The sequence below is a fragment of the Novosphingobium sp. FSW06-99 genome (genome assembly GCF_001519065.1).
GTDB lineage: Bacteria > Pseudomonadota > Alphaproteobacteria > Sphingomonadales > Sphingomonadaceae > Novosphingobium.
Genome location: NZ_KQ954254.1, coordinates 157538 through 174202 on the forward strand (window position 1 = coordinate 157538; position 16665 = coordinate 174202).

The following is a 16665-nucleotide window of genomic DNA, read 5'->3' on the forward strand; positions in this document are numbered from 1 at the left end:
GCTCCGCGTAACAGACTGTACTGATCGGTCACTAACGGTATTCCCATGCTTGACCCGGCGCTGTCAAGCGCTAAGTGTACACAATGGTCACTAAGTGCAGACTTGCCCGATCCAATCCCGAAGAACGGCGCGATCACATCATCGCGGTGGCCGCCGAGGCGTTTGCCGATGAAGGCTATGGCGCCACCTCGATGTCGACCATCGCCGCGCGGCTGGGCGGGTCAAAAGCCACGCTTTACAAATATTTCCCCTCCAAGGAGCTGTTGTTTGAGGCGGTCATGCAGCAACGCTGCCAACGCGTGCTGGCGCCCTTGCGCGATATGCGCAGCAGCGACGACGAAGACCTCGAATCGCTGTTGGCGGGATTTGGTGCGCGCTTTCTGGAAAAGATCTATGAAGCCGGCGCGCTCGACGTGCATCGCTTGATCCAGAGCGAGGGCGGGCGCTTTCCCGAACTCGCCGCGGCCTTTTTCCGTGCCGGTCCGAACAATGTGCTGGAAGAACTGCACGCGACGCTCGAACGGTTTGCCAACAGCGGGCGGATTGTCTGCGACGATCTGCATCTGACGGCGGGGCAATTTCTCGGCATGATACGCGGCGATCGGCACTTGCGGTTTACCGCCGGGGTGTTGCCCGCGCCCGACCAGGCCGAAATCGAGCGCCACGCGGCGCATGCGGCGCGGATTTTCGTGCGCGGGCTCTTGCCTAGATAGCGCCGGTTTGCCATCGCGCGGCGCGATGAACCGCGATCCGACCACGCTCAACCGGCTCTATGGCCGCTCAAAGGGCAAGCCCTTGCGTGTTTACCAGCAAGCGCTGGTCGACACCCTGTTGCCGCAGATCGCGGTGCCCGATACCGGGCCGGTGACCGCCGAGCGGCTGTTCGGACGCGATTGCCCGCTCCATTTCGAAGTGGGCTTTGGCGGCGGCGAACATATGGCGTTTCGTGCCGATCTGTTGCCCGACCATGGCTTTATCGGGGCCGAACCGTTCCTCAACGGCGTGGCACAGGCGCTGACCCATCTCGATGGTGATGAGGGGGCGGGGGTGCCGATTCGCAATGTGCGGATCCACCATGGCGATGCGCTCGAAGTGTTGCGGCGCATTCCCGACGGCACGTTGAGCTTTCTCTATCTGCTGCACCCCGATCCCTGGCCAAAGGCCCGCCATATCAAGCGGCGGATGATGAACGACGGACCACTGGCGCTGTTCGCGGCCAAGCTTCGCCCCGGCGGCGAATTCCGTTTCGGCACCGATCACCCGGTCTATCTGCGCCATGCGCTGATGGTGATGCGCCGGCATGCCGATCGCTTTGAATGGCTGGCACAGCGCCCCGCCGATTTCCAGCAACGGCCCGGCGGCTGGCCCGAAACCCGCTATGCCGCCAAGGCGCGTGCGCAAGGGCACGAAATCTGGTACTTCCGTTATCGTCGCGTTTGATCGGACTCTATTCAAGGCGTCGCGCCCGGATTGCGGTCGATTGATCGAATTGATCTGCGGGTGGACTTTGCTTGCCTTGGCGGTTCTGGTATGGCATTTTCCTGATGCTTGCCCGCCTTGCCGGGGCCGGGCACCGGAAGGAAATCGCGATGGCTGTTCGGACCTTGTTGGCACTTGCTGCAATTGGCGGCATGATCACGGCCTCGCCGGTGATCGCGGCGCCTGACCAGACCAATCCGGCGCTGACCGCGGCACCCGATCAGCACGGCAGGTGCGACCCGAAAACGCATCTCGACGATGCGGGGGCACCGTGCAAGGACAAGGTTGGCGAGGAAAAGGGCGCCGGGCGCGTTTCGTCCGGCGGTGGCACCACCACCTGGGTGTTGGGCGCGTTGGGGGTCGCGGCACTGGCCGGGCTGGTCACCGGGCTTTCCTCGAAGAACCCTGCGAGCCCCTGATCGGGCATCGTGCAAAGATGTGGGCACCGGTTTTTGCAACAAACGATGCGAAGACAAAGGCCCTCAAAATCCGCTGCGCTGCCAATTGACTGTATTGGGCTCTAGGGCCCTGCCAGCCAGCGCGAAACGCTCAGACTGTCGGTCAGATGGCGCCACGACGACGCGTGGCGATAGGTCGCAGCGATTCGGCCGATCACGGCCCACCGCGACGCCGCACGTGCGGGACCGTCCGGCAGCGATCGCCTGAACCCTCGTCCCAGCATGGCCATGAACCGCGCAAGCCGGTTGCCCCGCGCCGAGCTTGCGATCTGTCCGGCCCAGCCCAGTTCGCTGATCCGGTCCAGATCGATCAGCATCATCGTTTCTGCCTGACGCAAGACCCGCGCCGACGGTGGAGATTCGGGGGCGTGCGGCCAGACGATCGCGCCACCAAGCCCGCGCCGTGCCGCGAGATGCAGCGCCAGACGGCAGGCCCTGCGCGCATCGAGCGCGTCCGCCTCGGTCCAGAACAAGTCCCAGTCGATTGCCGTGCGGGTGGTCAGGCAGGCGATATCGACCAACAGCAAAGGGCCATTGTTGAACCGGTGATCGAGCACGCCATGGAGCACGATATGGAGCAGCGTATCGGTCGGACTGGTCGGTGCGACAGGGCTCGTGGTCAGCGCGCGCGACCGTGCCATCGCCGCCCGCCGCCAGCGTGCCTCTGCCTGGGCGCGCCCGGTTTGCGGCGTGTCGATCAGCCGGCCGTGCAGTTCGACGTGGACACCGGCGGGCGAGGTCAGCAAGGGCAAGTGTTTCGCTTCACGATCAAAGTCGGCCTGGACTCCGGTATAACCGGCTGCCAGCAGCAGGCGATGCGCCGGGCCAAGGTCGTCTTCGGCGAGCAGCAGATCGAGGTCGCGCAACGGGCGCAGCGCCGGATCGATCGTCCCGGTCCCGACAATCGCGCCGCCCTTGAGCAGGGTTGCGTGAAGGCCTGCCTGCGCAAACAGGCCGCCAATGCGCTGCAGCTCGGCACGCTGCGCCAGCGCGCGTAACGCCGATCGGCGGTGCACTGCCTGCCATTTGCGCGTGATGTCTGCGGGCGCCGACCAGTCTTCGCATTGTTTTGCGCGGGCATGCAGCAGCGGGCGCAGCCGGTGCTGGCGGGCGCAGTGGTCGATCACGTGCCATGTCGATGGCGACAGGGCTGCCACGTCTGGTCCCACCCCATCGGGCAGGGGCCACAGCAGATCGAGCAGGGCAAGCCGATCGTCGCTCATGCCCGATGCTCTGTCATGTGCCCGTCAGAAAGGCGATAGGCCGCGTCCACGGGCAGGTCGACAGGCAGGCGGTGCGTGATCAGGATGAGCGTGGTGCGGCTGCGCAGGCGTACCAGCGTTTGCAACATCCGCTGTTCGACGACTCGATCCAGCGCGTTGGTGGCCTCGTCCAGGACCAGCAGGCGGGGGCGGCGCAGCAGCGCGCGCGCAAGGCACAGGCGCTGGCGCTCGCCGCCCGACAGCCGCGATCCGCGATCACCGGCGCGGGTTTCCAACCCGTCGGGCAGCGCGCGGACAAACGCGGCGGCCTCTGCCTGATCCAGCGCGTCCCACAACGCGGCCTCGTCCGCCTGTGGTGCGGCCCACAACAGATTCTCGCGCAAGGAGCGGTCGAACAGGAATGGGTCCTGCGGAACATAGCCGATCTGTCGGCGCCATCGGGCGCGGGCGTCGGCATCCGCGATCGGCACGCCGTCGACCGTGATCATGCCCTGATCGGGCGCAATCAGCCCGATCAGGATATCGCCCAGCGTGGTCTTGCCGCCGCCAGACGGGCCCAGCAGCGCGATCATCTCGCCGCTGCCGATGGTCAGATCGATCCCGCGCAGCACGTCGGCTTGGTGCGGCCCGTGGCGATAGCGCACCGCGCTCAGTTGCAGCGCGGCGGGCAGGTTGGAGGGCGATGGTACAGCGCCAGGGGCGTCCGGCACGGGTTGCACCTCGATCAGGAGCTGGCGCAGCGCGATCAACTCCGCCACGGCGGGCAGCATCTGGACGAGGCTCTGCGCGCCTTGCGCCAGATTGACTGCCGGGCCAGGCAGGCGCGCCAGCAGCACCAGCAGCGCCGACAGCACCGCTGGTGCCATGTGCAGCCAGCCGATTCCCGCCAGCAGCAACAGCGCGGCGGCCAGTGCGGTGATCGCCTGATAGGCCTGCGCGTTGCGCATCTGCATGTCGGCATAGGCCAGCCCACTGTGGCGGATCTCGGCGCTCAGCGCGATGAATTCCTCGGCGTAGCGGTCCTGCGCCTCGTGCGCCTTGGCCAGTTTCAGGCCGGCCATGAATTCGGCAAAGGCGTTGTGGCGGCGTCCGCCCCGGATCGTCATGACCGCACCCTGCCGCCACGCCGCGTGCAGCAACCGTCGTGCGAACGGCAGCGCGAGAGCCATCAGTGCCAGCACCGCAAGTGTCAGGGCAGGGGCAAGCGACAGCGCAAAGGCCCCCAGTACGATCAACTGGACCAGCGCCATGCCGCCACGCAGCAGCCGGTCGCCCCCCTGGGCCAGCCGCCCCACATCGCTGGTTATGGCAAATTCCACTTTGCCGCGATCGAGCGCGCGCAACCGCGTCCAGCTCGCCCCCGCCAGCACGGTGACGAGGTCGCCGCGCCACCGGTCGACAAGATCGGTGCTGAAAGCGATCAGCCCGCGATCGCGCCGCCACAGGATCACTGCGCGCAGCACGACCAGGCCCGCGAATGCCAGCACCAGCACCGACAGGGCCGAACCCGGGCCGACTGCAGCCACCAAATGGCGGGTCAGCGCGCCCAGGCGACCTGCGGGCACGCCATTGCCGAACACCAGCAGCAACAGCGGCACGAGCAGGACAATACCCACCCCCTCGACCGTCGCGCCGCACAACACCAGTGCGATCAGGCCCGCAATCCGCCGCGCGCCCATCGCGGCCATCGACGTGCAATAGGCTCGCGCCGGTTCGCGCAGGGCGCGCCATGATGCCGTGTCGGCGCCGGGCGTTGCCGCCATCACCCGATCAGCCCTGTGCGATCATCAGGAAACAGGCGATTGGCGTGAAATCGTTGCAGCCCTCGCCCCCGGTAATCGCCACCGGCCCGGCGCAGAGCCACGCATGTGCCGCGATCGGCGCTGCCGTGACGCCCAGATGCACGGCACAGGAAACGCCGAGGCGGCGGCACAACACCGCACCGACCAGGGCCTGCGGCAGACAGTCTGCGCGAAAGGGCGACAGGGCTGCAGCCCGGCTGATCGCGCGCCTGATCAGGCGCGCCCGATAGATCTGTCGGCGGGTGACCAGCGGGCTGCACGCGACCGGGCCAAGCGGTGTGCCGAGCCGGGCCAGCAGATGGCGGATCGGGATCACGCGCACCAGCATGGCCGCCAGCACCAGCAGCAGCAGCGCCGTGACAAAGATCGCGCCCTCGACCAGCGAACCGCGCATCGCCGGCGCGCGACGGCTCGTGGTCGGCGCGGGCACGCCCGGATGGCGGTTGATCGGGTCTGCAACGGGCATATGTCTGTCTAGCCTGTCATCATGACCAGCCCAAGTGGCATTGCGGCTGGGTAGTCATGACCCCGACGCGGCATCGCGCAGGCGATAGTGCGCCAGCAACGTGGGGCACAGTGTGGCGAGGCGTGCGTCGATCACCGGGTCGGGCTGGGCCTTGCGGAACGCCGAAGACACGCAAGGGCCCTGCACATTGCCGAACACGATGTCCATCCTGCCCCAGAGGTCGGGCAGATGGTGCCACAGGTCGCCCAGAATGGCGTCATGTCGGCGATCAAAGCGCAAATGTTCGGCGCTCACCGGCCAGCCCAGCGCGGTCACGGTATCGAGCACCGCCCGATCGCCCACCACGAAATCTTCATAGGCGATCACCGCGTCGAACCGGTGCCGGTCGGCATAGACTTGTTCCAGCACGGCAAACTTTTCGTCGATCAGGCCCGAATGGTTGCGATAGGGCTTGGTGGACAAACTGCGGTAATTGGCGCGCGGGTCGCGCACCAACAGGATTGTGCGGTCGGGACGAAACCGTTCGACATGGACATCGATGGGATAGGCTGTGGTGATTACGGCTTTGACCACCATGTCCAGCGGAGGATCGACGCGCGGCGCGGCAAAATTGTTGGGAATGTCGACCAGCGCGAGCACATCGGGACGCTGCGCGAGAAACAGCGTGAATGCGGTCGCCCCGCTCGACTGCATGCCATGGACGAGCAGTTTCATGCGGCCGCCGCCAGCCACGGTCTGTCCAGTTCCGCTGTGACGAAGACATAGCGGCGTGTGTGCGCGGTGGGATGGCGCATGCTGACCCCGTGGAGGGCGTTGATCGACTGGGGAAACAGCACGAGCTGATTGGCGCGGTAGGGTATTGTCAGCACCGCTTCGACTGCATGGTCGGGCTGTTCGAATGCGGTGATGTCGGTAGGCGCATCGCGCCAGCGGAACAGTTGCAGATCGCCGCCGCGCGATGTGTCATCATTCGCGCGCATATAGAACAGGCCCGTGAACAGGCGCTCGGGGATATCGAGATGGCACCCGCGCGACACCGATGCGGGGCCGGTGACCGGGGTGTTGATCTCGAACCGTGCGTCCTGCACGATCATGCCGGTGCTGGGCCGGTCGCGCAGGATCAACCCCATCGGGTGCCCCAGCAACGATCCCCCGCAGCGCTCGATCAGCGCGGCGGGCCAGTGATCGGCGAACAAGGCGACGACTTGCGCAAAGAACGCCGAGGATGCGTGATAGGCCAGAAAATTGCGCCAGACCGGCGCCATGTCGGGCATGTTGCCGGCGGGCCAGGCCGACAATTGAAAACGGTGGTTGCTGGCCGGGGCACGGTCACCTGCCCAGCCGATCCGGTCAAAGCCGGGATAGTGCGCCGCCAGTTGCGCGTAGAGATCGGCGGGGAGCGCATCGGGGATGCAAACGTGCGGGAACGGTTCGGTGACGATATCCGCGCTCGACACCCGCGACAGCAGCGAGGCGATCATGCCCGTGCCAAATCCGCTGGCGCAGGCGACGCGGTTGTGCCAAAGTTGATGCGGTTGAATATCGGACGAAGGACGCCATGAAAACTATCAGCCATGAAGATTTCTCCGACAAATTGCAGTCGAGCTTCGACCTGATCGACGAACAGGGTCAGTCGCTGTCGGTGGTTCTTGAAAAGATCGAGCGCTTTCCTGCACAGCGCGTAACCGAAGGTTTTCGCGAACCTTTCGGACTGATCTTCGTTGGCACGCATGGCGTCTTGTGTCCCCAGGGCAATTACCTCCTGCGCCACGTATCTGGCTGGGACACGCCGATGTTTATCGTGCCTGTCGCTGAGCGACCCGACGGCGCCTATGTCTATCAGGCGATCTATAACTGAACCAGCGGGTCCGCGCTTATGGTCGGGCGCCATTCCATCAGGCGATAGGGCCCGTCTTCGCTGACATCGCGAAATCCCAACCGTTCGTACAGCCGCTGCGCCGGGTTGAATTTCTCGACATGCACGCTGACCGAGCGGTTGCTGGCCTGTGCCATCGTGAACAGCGCCTGGAACAGCGCCGCACCGATGCCGCGCCCGCGTCGGTCGGGCAACAGCCCCACATCGACCACGCGGATGTCCGATCCGCCATGGTACAGGTAGATTCGCCCGATGCGATCGCCCGCGCCATCGGCAATCACCAGAAATGCCGCATCGTGATAGGCAGACCGGTAATGCCGCCGCTGCAGCGTGAACTGTTGCGTCAGAAAATCCGTCTTGGCCGCTTCGGACCATTCGGTCAGCGGCGCCAGTTCATCCCAGCGCATCGAAACGTACAAATCGCGCAGAAAGCCGATGTCGTCATCGGTTTCGGGGCGAAATGTCAGGCCCAGCGCGCGCAACGCTGCATCGGGAACAAATGGTTGCGTCATGGCGCCCCTTTGCGACGGGTGCGGGCCCGGACAAAGTGTCCGGGCCCGATGTTGGTCCAACTTGCGCCCCGCTCAATTGAACGTCGGGTACGTGCCATAGAGCGCGATGCAGAAATTCACCGCCAGGTACGGCTGGCGATTTTCGTGGGGTACGTTGCCGCCGCCTGCTTGCGTGCCGATGGTCAGCGGGCTGAGCGTGGTGTTGGGCGCGGCATCGGAAAAGGCCTTGACCGAAGAGCCGCTGACCGAGACCAGGCCGTCGGTCACCGAGGTTGAGGCAGCGCCCGGCCCCTGCGTGCTGGGGTTGCTGGTCGAGGCAATGCCGGCCTGCAAGGTATGGCCATGCGTCGGCACATTGCTGGTGGTCAGGGCGACGGATTCGCTGCCGCTGGGCACCCCGACCGCACTGGCACTGTCTGCACCGATCGGCGCACGCGATGTCAGCAGCGGCAGATTGAAATTGGACGTTCCGTTGCCGCCATAGAGCGTGCCGAGCAGCGAATAGAGCGCGCTGTACTGGCTGATCGACAGTGACTGGCCACTGCAGAAAGCCCACTGGTACGGGGCAAAATTGAAACCGAACAGGCGAATCTCGCCCAGAAAAGGGTCGGCCATGACAAAAATGCTCCTCAGTTGCGGGGCGGGTACACGCCCACCCAGGCGATGATGAAGTTGAGCGACAGCGTGGGCATCAGGTTGCTGTGCGGCAGGCCCTGGCCGCCACCGCCCGGGATCGATGCGGGGCTGAGCGCGGTCATCGTCGGATTGGCGCTGACCGGCTCATAGGCCGTATAGCCCGTGCCGACCGTGGCGAGCGTCACGCTCGGCCCCGGATTGGCTGCGGTGGCGCCGGCGGTGGTGGCATTGAAGGGGTGGGTGTGGAGCGGGATGGAGGACACCGTCAGCGCAACTTGCGTTTCACCACCGGTCGATCCGAGCGGGCGGGCGGTCAGGCCAGGGCCCGTGCCGGTGTGCACCGGCACGCGATTGCGCAGATCGGGCACCGCGAAATTCGTCGTCCCGTCGCCGCCATATGTCGTTCCGATCAGGGCAAACAGCGCCTGATAGTTGCTGATTGCCAGCAATGACCCGTCGCACAGGTGATATCCGGTCGGAATCCGGGTGCACGGCCACAGGCGAATCTCGCCAATGTAGGGTTCGGTCATCGATAAATCCTCTCGTCAATGCGATGAAGACGTCTGTCTTGTGTTGAGGCGCTTGCCGGCACCTGTGTCGGTCTGTGCGGCAAACGGTCGAAGATCGCGCAAGTCAGTTGCGTGACGGGAAATAGCCGGTCAGCGCGATGCAGAAATTCACCGTCAGGAAGGGCTGCATGTTGTCATGCGGCTGGTTGCCACCGATCGGCAGAACCGTGGTCGATGCGAGCGGCACCGCCGGGCTGGGCGTGGCATAGAGCGCCGTGGTTGCCGTGGTGGGCACCCCGGCCAGGACATGGTTCGGCGCGCTCGGCTTGTCGCCCGCAGACCCCAGCACGTTGACCGGGTGCGTATGCGGGGGCAACTGGCCGCTGAGCAGCGTCACCGTTTCCGAGCCTCCGCTTTCCCCGTTGACATACGGCGAAAGACCGGGCGGCGGTGTGCCAATGGTGGAATCCACCGGCGTGCGCCCGCGCAAGTCGGGCAAGCCGAACGTACGGATACCGTCGCCGCCATAGGACGTGCCGATGAGCGCAAACAGGGCAGTATTTTGCTGGATCGTCAAAAGCTGGCCGTTGCACTGCGCCCATCCCTTGGGGGCAAATCCGAACGCATTCATCCTGATTTCGCCCACGAATTGATCAGTCATCGGGTTCTCCATCGATTCGTTCGCGAATTCGCCGATTTTGGGCGGATTGCGCGTCTTGACGTCGATTGTTCGGAACGAACCGATCGAGCGCGGTACTAAGGGCTATTCCGATTTTGTGACCTTTAAAAGAACTGATTTGGATAAATTTCTGCATGCTCAAATATGTGCACTGCACAATCGGCATGAGATCTGCCGCAGGTGCGATCGTGGCAATCATCCGCTCGGTTCTTTCGGCGTATTGTGGTTCGTGCTAGGGCCCTGTTCGCGGTGTGTGCAAGCATTCTCCTGCCAATGGCGGGATGCAGGCACCGGAAACACTTTACCGGGGCGGCGCGTTTTTTCGACGACTGGCCTGGTTCGCAACAGGACACGCATGATGGATGGCGCAGCGCAACACCGGGTCGATCCGCTGGCCTATCGCGTGGGCGGGGCGACGGTTGGCGAAAATCTGGCCCGCGCGGTGGCGGCGGGTCGGTTGGTCGCGCATGACGATGGCACCTGGGAACTGCGCCTGGGGATGGGGACGCCCGGCCGCTGGCTGACCAACGGTCGGTCGTGGGATGTGCCCTGCCGGTCGATGAATCGGTTTGTGTTCAACCTCGCCTATGGCCGCAGGCAAGTGCCCTGGCACTGCCGCAACTGCTACAAGGTGAAGATCCAGCCGCGCAGCCTGCGCCAGTTGCTGGCGGTGCGGCGTCTGTTTGACGCGGTGCAATGGGCGACCAAGTGCGGCCTCGATATCGCGACCTGGGCCGGGCGGGGGGTCTATGGCGGGTTCGTCTATTGCGATGGGCTCGAGGTGGCGCGACGGGCCTGGCATGCGCTGCGCGCGCAAGTCGACGCGGCGCCGCAGTTGGGGCCCGACGTGCCGATGCGGATAAAGCGCGGCTGCACCGACTATGAAATGGCCTGTGGGCCCTCGGACCGGTACCGGTTCGATCCCGCGCAGGAAGCCGTCGAACGCTGGCTGGTGGCACGGTTGCGTCCCGCCCCGCCGCAGCGCGAGGTGCCGATGCGCATGGCGATCCTGGACTGGGCCAAATTCGCTTTCCAGATCGGTGACGAAACCTATCGCGATGTCGTCGGCCCGCAAGATCCGCATCCCGGCACAGTCGCCTACGATCCCGGGCCACCGGTATAAGCCGACCGGACAGTCCGGCACAGTCGCCATCGCCGTATTATTGCACCATTTTGACAACAAATCGCGTGGTCAGGCCGGACTTGTCAGACGATTTACAGCGCCCTATGAGTAGAGCGACAAGCGGAGAGCGAACGTCATGACCACCGAACCTGAAGCCTGTCCGGCCGATACAGCGACATTGCCCGGTTCGCGATGCGTGGCCGGTGCGCGCCCCGTCTGGGAAACGCCCGAACTGATCGACGTCAGCGTCGCCACATCGACCCAGACCTATATTCAGGACCACCCGCCGCACGATTCGACCACGACATTTCTTGGCCAGCATTCCTGATCCGTTCGTGCCTTTGGCAAGGGATGGGGAATGGCGTTTGCGGGCAGCCTGGCGCTGCATGACGGTGCATTGCCGCAATCCGATCGGATCTGGCTGGAGCGGCGGTTTGGCAACGATACCGGTAGCGACGCCGGTCTTGCGCTGAGCGCAGGTCCATTGGCCGCTGCGGACCCGGTGCAAACCGGTCTGGCGCGGTCGGGGCGGGGCTTGCTTGCGTTTGTCGGCTACCTTGCGCATGGCGCCGACCTGGCATCGGCATTGGGGGCGCCGCGCGCAGCGCAGACGGGCCTGGGCCCGGCTGACCTGGATGCGGCGCTGGCGCTTGCCGCGTTCGAACGCTGGGGCCTTGATGCGGCGTCGCGGCTGGAGGGTGGATTTGCCCTCGTCTGGTGGCAACCGCACCAGCGGCAGATGGTGTTGATGACGGACATCATGGGGCAGCGGCCAATCTATGCCTGCCTGGAACGCGGGATCCTGCGTTTTGCCACAAGCCTGCCACTGTTGCTGGGTTGGCCGGGCGTGCCGCTCGATATCGATGCCGCGCACATGGCCGGCGAACTGGCCGGTCTGCGCTCGGCGCCCGCCAGCCGCACGCATTTCAGCGCCATCGCGCCGATTCCGGCGGCCAGCCTGTGGTCGATCGCGCGCGGGCAGATTGCGCGGCAGCGTTATTGGCGCATCGACCCGGATCGGCGCAGCCAGGTTCGCCGGGCCGACGATGCGGCAGAAGCGGTGCGCACTTTGCTTGACCGTGCGGTGGCGGGCTGTCTGCCGCACGATGGCCCGATCGTGGCACAGATGTCCGGTGGGCTCGATTCGACCGCAGTTGCCACCAGCGCGGCCCGACAGATCGGATCGCGCATGCTCGATACGGTCACCACCGTCTATGACAACCAGCCCCTTGCGGCCTATGATCAGCGCCATTTCTTTGCCGACGAACGCGCGCATGCCGAAGCGATCGCGGCGATCCACGGCAATATCCGCGCCCATTTCGTCGAAGGCGGCGGGCCGCATCGCTACGAGACGGAGCTCGATGCGATGTTCGCGCTGAGCGGCGCCCCCCGGCCCAATATGGCGCCCTTTCTATGGTACCAGTCATCGTTCGACCATGTGCGGGCGATGGGCGCACGGGTGCTTCTCAAAGGCCAGCTCGGCAATGTCGTGTTGAGCTGGGGCGGGGCCGAATCGCGCACCGAGATCATCCGTGCCATGCCGGTGCTGCGCCGCCTGTCCGAAGCGCGGGCATGGTCGGCAGGGCAAGGTCTGGCGCCGCTGCGGCTGATGCTGTCGTGGGGGATCGGGCCGCTGCTGTCGCCACGATTGCGCGCCGTGCTGGAGCGCTGGCGCAAGCGCGGCGGGGCCGAAGCGCTGTGGCCTGCCGGTCCGGTCAGCGTCACCCCGCTGGCGCCCATGGCTGACGATCTGATCGCCCCGGGGCGGGGCGCCGACTGGTTTGCCGAAGCCAGATCCGGTTCGGTGCGCGATTGGCGGTTGGCCCTGCTGGCGCTGAACCAGTGCATGGGCGAATCCTTTCACCGGGGCGATCTGCTGGCCGGGCTGGAACGACGCCATCCCTTTGCCGACCGGGGCCTGCTGGAATTCTGCTTTGCCCTGCCCGATGATCACTATGTGCGCGGCGGTGTAGATCGGTATCTGGCGCGCCGGGTGCTGGCCGACCGGCTGCCGCCCCGGGTGTTGACCGAACGGCGCAGCGGCCTGCAGGCGCATGACCAGCCCGCGATCCTGCGTCGCCGACGCAGGCAGGTGATCGCCGGGGTCGAGGCGCTTGCCGAGGGAGGACTGGCGGGCGACTATATCGATGTGCCGCGGTTGAAGACGATGGTTCGCAACTGGCCCGAAACCGACGCGGGGTTGCACTGGGGCTATTGGGCGCCGCTCTATCGCGCGTGGCACTATGCAGGTTTCCTGAGCTGGGTCGAACGCGGCTGCCCGGCCTGATCACAGGTAACCCATGCGCGCCATCATCGCCCCGTGCATGGCCTCGATCCGCCCCACCTGATCGCGTGTCAGGCTGGTGCGCCAGCCGCCGGCGCGGCCCCGACGGAAAAATGTCGAGGCGTGGCGTGGCCGCTCGAAAAAGCCGGTCCGCGCTTCGGCGGCCTGGAGGCGATCGAAGCGGGTGGATGCCACCGCCCGGTCGATCAGCGCGGCCGTCGCAGGCAGGTCGAGATAGGCCGCGATCCGTGTGAGCGCGGCGACCGGGTCGCCGAGCAGGTCTTCGTATCGCTGCACCAGCGCGGGTCGGCCCGGCGCATCGAGCCACGATGCGACATGCGCGCTCCAGTTCAGCAGGCACTGGGGCAACTGCATGGTGATGCCCTGTGCCTGACCAGCCAGTATGATCGCGGGGCGTTCCATCGATGCGACCTGGTCGTCGATCGTGATCCCGGCATGGTGCGCCAGCGATGGCACGATATCGCGCGGATCACGCACGAGATAGACCGTGCCGAGTGTCACGTGAGGGGGGAACAGCGGCTCGCCCGCGGGGGTCAGGGTCCAGCCATCGTGGACCTTGCGCAACAGCGGTTCGCTGGAACGGGCGGCCTGTGCCTCGTAGAACCGGGGACGCAGCGCGGCGATCTGTTCATGCGGCAGATCGCTTGAATCGACCGCCAGTTCGTTGTCGAATTCCATGCGGCTGCAACAGATCGGGACCTGGTTCAGCCGGTCGTCGCCAAGGTCGGGCACGGCGCCATCATGCGCAAGGCTCCACAGCGCCAGACGCAGCCACGTGTTGCCCGATTTGGGATACGAGGCAATCCAGTAATAACCGCCCATCAGACACCGGCGCGCGCATCAAGACCGCCCAGCCGCGCGACCAGGTCGTCGAGCCCGGCAAAGTCCTGGACCCGCCTGATGCGCAAATGCTGCTCGATGCCCGCGGCGGCCCGTGCCGCGCGCGCGAGCACGCTGTCGCCCGGCGCGCTGATCCGGGCGAGATAGCGATGGCGATAGATATTGCCCGACATCTGCATGACCGCCTCCATGCCGCGCAAGGTGCGCCATTCGCCGTGGCGCGGATCGTTGACCCAGCCAAGGTGGACCACCGTGCGCACGCGCAAGGGCGCGTCGGACCCGGCATCATCGAGCGGCAGGATGAATTTCTCCAGCTTTGACGTCACTCGTTCCAGCCCGTCACTTGGCAGGTCCAGGCCGTGCAGGGATTCGCCCCACAGCTTGATTCGCGCCAGACCGGGCAAGACCGTTACGATGCCATCGTCGGCGATGCGCAGCACCGCGATGTCATCGCCAAGGACCTGGTGCCCGGCGCGGCGGAACGCGGCCGCCAGCGTCGATTTGCCGACGCCCGAAGGGCCGGCCAGCGCGATCACGCCGGGCCCGTTTTGACCATCGACCCTGACGCAGGCGGCATGCAGCGGCAGCAGCCCGCGCCGATAGCACAGCAGGCTGAACGTGGTGCCGAACAGGAATGCGCGGATTGCCGGGTCTGTGGCCGATAGCGCAGGGTGCACCGTGATCACCCGCGCTGCGGCGTCGAGGTGGAACGTCGCCACTCCTTCGATTTCGTGTCGGCAGGCGCCGTCTTCGCCGATCTGCAGCAGCGCCCCGACATGGATCGGGTTGTCGAGCCTGTCGGGCACCGCGCCGAGGCGGATGACCAGATCGACCCCGGCGGCGGGATCGCCCTGCCAGGGGTGCAATTCAGGCAGCACAATCTCGCTGCGCACGCGCCAGCCGCACAGGCCCTGGTCGGCCAGCACGGATCAGGCCCGGAATTCGACCAGCGCGCGCGCGGCCAGTTTGTCCAGCAGCGCCAGTGTGTCGGCCTCGATCCGAGCGGGATCACCGTCATAGTGCTCGGCGAGACCGGTGCACAACGCTGCCACCGTCACACCGTCGCCCAGCCGCCGCCACACTTCGCTGCCGACTGCGTTCAATCCGAAATAGAGACCGTCATCGATGCTCATCAGCACCACTTCGCCCTCAATCTCCACCGATGGCTTGGCCGGATTGGGACGCACGAACGTGGCAAGAGTGATAGCGGGTGCTTTGGTCATGCCTGGGCTGTCCTTTCCTGCCGTCCTGTCCCGCCGTGTGCCGGGCCAGGCCGCGCGTTGCGCAGGCCTGACGACCGCTGCGCGCGACGCGTATCAAACCGGGTCTGAATTGCAAGCATGCCCGATCAGCGCGAACCACGCCCGGTCAGCATTGTCTTGACCGTCTTGGCGGTGATCAGCAGGTCCAGCCAGACCGAGAAGTTGCGGATGTAATAGAAATCGTACTGCAATTTGGTGTGTACGTCGGACACGTCGGCGACATGGCCCTGATTGACCTGGGCCCAGCCGGTGATACCCGGACGCACGACATGGCGATAGCGGTAAAACGGAATTTCGCGCGTGTACCATTGCGACAGCGGGCAGGCCTCGGGGCGTGGCCCGATCCAGCTCATCTGGCCCAACAGCACATTGATGATCTGCGGAAGCTCGTCAATGCGGCTGCGGCGCAGCACGTGGCCGACACGGGTAATCCGGGCATCGTTGGGCCGCGTGATGAACCGGTCGACCGATCCATCCTCCTCTGCCGGTGCCTGGTCGATGTGCATGGTGCGGAATTTGAACACCGTGAACTGGCGCCCGCGATAGCCGGTGCGCGCCTGGCGGAACAGTGCGGGGCCGGGCGAATCGAGCCGGACGATCACGGCCGTCAGCACCATCAGCGGCAGCATCAGGGCGAGCGCGGGCAGCGCCAGCGCGCGATCGATCAGCGTCTTGGCAAAGATCAGCGAAGTCTGCGGGCCCAGCGCGCCCAGATTGTTTTCCGACAAGTGTTCCAGTTCGGCCCGGCCGGTCAGCGATTCGTACAAGTCTTTGGAATGATAGACCGGCATCCCGGCCAGCACATAGTCGGCCAGGCGCGATTGCCAGGCGCTGCTGTGGTCCACCCGGAAATCCGCAGTGATCGCATCGAGCCCTGCGGGCGCTGTGTCGAGCGCCAGCACCACGCTGTCGACCGTGCGCATATGGACAAAGGCGCCGACATGGCCGCCCTCGACAATGCCCAGTCTCAGCCGCCTGCGCCGTTGGGTGATCAGGTAGACGAGGAAGAACCACACTTGCGCCAGACCGAACCCGGCGATCAGGATGCCGCGCGAATAGGATATCCGTGCGATCAGGATGACCGTCAGGGTCGCGCCGAACGAGATCAGATAGGCGGGAAGAATCCCCGAGCTTTCGCGCGTGCCGGGCAATTGGCCGACATTGCGGTGCAGCCAGAATCCGACCACCAGCGCGACCAGCGCTGCCACGGCCGCATGGCGCGCCTGAAGGTCGTGCCAGCCTTGCGGCAGGGTCGCGGTTATGATGACAAACGGCAGGATCACACAAATCATCACGGCAGCCAGCAACTGAAGCACCGGGCTCAGCAAGCGGCTGTTGCGATAGAGAGGCAGGTCGTCAAACATTGATCTGTTGCTGGCTGCCTTCAATCGCGCACTGTGTTCTTGATTTGTTTTTTCCATCTCTTGGTCGGGTCATATGGCGCCAGGCGATTGGCCGCAATCGGATTTACAAGATCGTTTGGGCAATGTTTGTT

Annotated in this window: 20 protein-coding genes; 7 read left to right on the forward strand and 13 right to left on the reverse strand. The window is 65.4% G+C overall.

Going from position 1 to position 16665, the window contains the following annotated elements; all coding sequences use genetic code 11:
* The first annotated feature begins 83 nt into the window (after positions 1-83).
* From AQZ49_RS07510 to AQZ49_RS07520, 3 genes are all read left to right on the forward strand, one after another.
* Positions 84-713, forward strand: a complete 630-nt coding sequence (locus tag AQZ49_RS07510) for a TetR/AcrR family transcriptional regulator (RefSeq protein ID WP_067614568.1) — start codon at positions 84-86, stop codon at positions 711-713.
* A gap of 25 nt (positions 714-738) precedes the next feature.
* Positions 739-1440: a tRNA (guanine(46)-N(7))-methyltransferase TrmB gene (locus AQZ49_RS07515; protein WP_067614570.1), complete on the forward strand. Its 702-nt coding sequence runs from the start codon at positions 739-741 to the stop codon at positions 1438-1440.
* A gap of 149 nt (positions 1441-1589) precedes the next feature.
* Entirely contained in the window at positions 1590-1898 is a 309-nt protein-coding gene (locus tag AQZ49_RS07520) for a hypothetical protein (protein WP_156428199.1), read from the forward strand.
* A gap of 101 nt (positions 1899-1999) precedes the next feature.
* Here AQZ49_RS07520 and AQZ49_RS07525 read toward each other — a convergent pair whose 3' ends face one another.
* The 5 genes from AQZ49_RS07525 to AQZ49_RS07545 are packed head-to-tail and all read right to left on the reverse strand — an operon-like array spanning position 2000 to position 6909.
* Positions 2000-3160, reverse strand: coding sequence for a nucleotidyltransferase family protein (locus AQZ49_RS07525; protein WP_067614574.1), 1161 nt, complete (start codon positions 3158-3160; stop codon positions 2000-2002).
* Positions 3157-4923 (reverse strand): ATP-binding cassette domain-containing protein, encoded by a 1767-nt coding sequence (locus AQZ49_RS07530; protein WP_067614576.1) that lies wholly within the window; start codon positions 4921-4923, stop codon positions 3157-3159. Before AQZ49_RS07530 ends, AQZ49_RS07525 begins: the two co-directional genes overlap by 4 nt.
* Positions 4924-4930: 7 nt before the next feature.
* Positions 4931-5428, reverse strand: coding sequence for a lasso peptide biosynthesis B2 protein (locus AQZ49_RS07535; protein ID WP_067614578.1), 498 nt, complete (start codon positions 5426-5428; stop codon positions 4931-4933).
* A 54-nt stretch (positions 5429-5482) separates the two neighbouring features.
* On the reverse strand, positions 5483-6142 hold the full coding sequence (locus tag AQZ49_RS07540) for a hypothetical protein (protein ID WP_156428200.1): 660 nt from the start codon (positions 6140-6142) through the stop codon (positions 5483-5485).
* Complete coding sequence (locus AQZ49_RS07545) at positions 6139-6909, reverse strand: 2OG-Fe(II) oxygenase (RefSeq protein ID WP_067614581.1); 771 nt, start codon at positions 6907-6909, stop codon at positions 6139-6141. Before AQZ49_RS07545 ends, AQZ49_RS07540 begins: the two co-directional genes overlap by 4 nt.
* A gap of 77 nt (positions 6910-6986) precedes the next feature.
* Here AQZ49_RS07545 and AQZ49_RS07550 point away from each other — a divergent pair, with 77 nt between their 5' ends.
* Entirely contained in the window at positions 6987-7286 is a 300-nt protein-coding gene (locus AQZ49_RS07550; RefSeq protein ID WP_067614583.1) for a DUF6916 family protein, read from the forward strand.
* Here AQZ49_RS07550 and AQZ49_RS07555 read toward each other — a convergent pair.
* The 4 genes from AQZ49_RS07555 to AQZ49_RS07570 all read right to left on the reverse strand — a co-directional run bounded on the left by AQZ49_RS07555 (position 7277) and on the right by AQZ49_RS07570 (position 9622).
* A complete protein-coding gene (locus AQZ49_RS07555; protein ID WP_067614585.1) occupies positions 7277-7816 on the reverse strand; it encodes a GNAT family N-acetyltransferase in 540 nt (179 codons plus the stop codon). The genes AQZ49_RS07550 and AQZ49_RS07555 overlap by 10 nt on opposite strands.
* Before the next feature lie 72 nt (positions 7817-7888).
* Positions 7889-8431, reverse strand: coding sequence for a phage tail protein (locus tag AQZ49_RS07560; RefSeq protein ID WP_067614587.1), 543 nt, complete (start codon positions 8429-8431; stop codon positions 7889-7891).
* Between the two features lie 14 nt (positions 8432-8445).
* Complete coding sequence (locus tag AQZ49_RS07565) at positions 8446-8982, reverse strand: phage tail protein (RefSeq protein ID WP_067614589.1); 537 nt, start codon at positions 8980-8982, stop codon at positions 8446-8448.
* A gap of 103 nt (positions 8983-9085) precedes the next feature.
* Positions 9086-9622, reverse strand: coding sequence for a phage tail protein (locus AQZ49_RS07570; RefSeq protein WP_067614929.1), 537 nt, complete (start codon positions 9620-9622; stop codon positions 9086-9088).
* Between the two features lie 373 nt (positions 9623-9995).
* Between AQZ49_RS07570 and AQZ49_RS07575 the strand changes: the two genes are divergently transcribed.
* The 3 genes from AQZ49_RS07575 (at position 9996) to AQZ49_RS07585 (ending at position 13050) form a co-directional block, all read left to right on the forward strand.
* Positions 9996-10763 carry a hypothetical protein gene (locus AQZ49_RS07575; protein ID WP_067614591.1) on the forward strand — a complete coding sequence of 256 codons (768 nt, stop codon included), beginning with the start codon at positions 9996-9998 and terminating at the stop codon, positions 10761-10763.
* A 136-nt stretch (positions 10764-10899) separates the two neighbouring features.
* Positions 10900-11091, forward strand: coding sequence for a hypothetical protein (locus tag AQZ49_RS07580; protein ID WP_067614593.1), 192 nt, complete (start codon positions 10900-10902; stop codon positions 11089-11091).
* A 30-nt stretch (positions 11092-11121) separates the two neighbouring features.
* Complete coding sequence (locus tag AQZ49_RS07585) at positions 11122-13050, forward strand: asparagine synthase-related protein (protein WP_067614595.1); 1929 nt, start codon at positions 11122-11124, stop codon at positions 13048-13050.
* On the opposite strand, the gene AQZ49_RS07590 is transcribed toward AQZ49_RS07585, so the two are convergent.
* From AQZ49_RS07590 to AQZ49_RS07605, 4 genes are all read right to left on the reverse strand, one after another.
* Complete coding sequence (locus AQZ49_RS07590; protein ID WP_067614597.1) at positions 13051-13890, reverse strand: sulfotransferase domain-containing protein; 840 nt, start codon at positions 13888-13890, stop codon at positions 13051-13053.
* Positions 13890-14834, reverse strand: coding sequence for a hypothetical protein (locus tag AQZ49_RS07595; protein WP_067614599.1), 945 nt, complete (start codon positions 14832-14834; stop codon positions 13890-13892). Before AQZ49_RS07595 ends, AQZ49_RS07590 begins: the two co-directional genes overlap by 1 nt.
* Before the next feature lie 3 nt (positions 14835-14837).
* Entirely contained in the window at positions 14838-15131 is a 294-nt protein-coding gene (locus AQZ49_RS07600; protein WP_082701636.1) for a PqqD family protein, read from the reverse strand.
* A 125-nt stretch (positions 15132-15256) separates the two neighbouring features.
* Positions 15257-16534: a sugar transferase gene (locus tag AQZ49_RS07605; protein ID WP_067614603.1), complete on the reverse strand. Its 1278-nt coding sequence runs from the start codon at positions 16532-16534 to the stop codon at positions 15257-15259.
* Positions 16535-16665 lie beyond the last annotated feature (131 nt).

Coding starts and splice junctions, on each gene's coding strand:
- AQZ49_RS07510 (WP_067614568.1), top strand. CDS start 84: ATGGTCACTAAGTGCAGACTTGCCCGATCCAATCCCGAAGAACGGCGC.
- AQZ49_RS07515 (WP_067614570.1), top strand. CDS start 739: ATGAACCGCGATCCGACCACGCTCAACCGGCTCTATGGCCGCTCAAAG.
- AQZ49_RS07520 (WP_156428199.1), top strand. CDS start 1,590: ATGGCTGTTCGGACCTTGTTGGCACTTGCTGCAATTGGCGGCATGATC.
- AQZ49_RS07525 (WP_067614574.1), bottom strand. CDS start 3,160: ATGAGCGACGATCGGCTTGCCCTGCTCGATCTGCTGTGGCCCCTGCCC.
- AQZ49_RS07530 (WP_067614576.1), bottom strand. CDS start 4,923: ATGGCGGCAACGCCCGGCGCCGACACGGCATCATGGCGCGCCCTGCGC.
- AQZ49_RS07535 (WP_067614578.1), bottom strand. CDS start 5,428: ATGCCCGTTGCAGACCCGATCAACCGCCATCCGGGCGTGCCCGCGCCG.
- AQZ49_RS07540 (WP_156428200.1), bottom strand. CDS start 6,142: ATGAAACTGCTCGTCCATGGCATGCAGTCGAGCGGGGCGACCGCATTC.
- AQZ49_RS07545 (WP_067614581.1), bottom strand. CDS start 6,909: ATGATCGCCTCGCTGCTGTCGCGGGTGTCGAGCGCGGATATCGTCACC.
- AQZ49_RS07550 (WP_067614583.1), top strand. CDS start 6,987: ATGAAAACTATCAGCCATGAAGATTTCTCCGACAAATTGCAGTCGAGC.
- AQZ49_RS07555 (WP_067614585.1), bottom strand. CDS start 7,816: ATGACGCAACCATTTGTTCCCGATGCAGCGTTGCGCGCGCTGGGCCTG.
- AQZ49_RS07560 (WP_067614587.1), bottom strand. CDS start 8,431: ATGGCCGACCCTTTTCTGGGCGAGATTCGCCTGTTCGGTTTCAATTTT.
- AQZ49_RS07565 (WP_067614589.1), bottom strand. CDS start 8,982: ATGACCGAACCCTACATTGGCGAGATTCGCCTGTGGCCGTGCACCCGG.
- AQZ49_RS07570 (WP_067614929.1), bottom strand. CDS start 9,622: ATGACTGATCAATTCGTGGGCGAAATCAGGATGAATGCGTTCGGATTT.
- AQZ49_RS07575 (WP_067614591.1), top strand. CDS start 9,996: ATGATGGATGGCGCAGCGCAACACCGGGTCGATCCGCTGGCCTATCGC.
- AQZ49_RS07580 (WP_067614593.1), top strand. CDS start 10,900: ATGACCACCGAACCTGAAGCCTGTCCGGCCGATACAGCGACATTGCCC.
- AQZ49_RS07585 (WP_067614595.1), top strand. CDS start 11,122: ATGGCGTTTGCGGGCAGCCTGGCGCTGCATGACGGTGCATTGCCGCAA.
- AQZ49_RS07590 (WP_067614597.1), bottom strand. CDS start 13,890: ATGGGCGGTTATTACTGGATTGCCTCGTATCCCAAATCGGGCAACACG.
- AQZ49_RS07600 (WP_082701636.1), bottom strand. CDS start 15,131: ATGACCAAAGCACCCGCTATCACTCTTGCCACGTTCGTGCGTCCCAAT.
- AQZ49_RS07605 (WP_067614603.1), bottom strand. CDS start 16,534: ATGTTTGACGACCTGCCTCTCTATCGCAACAGCCGCTTGCTGAGCCCG.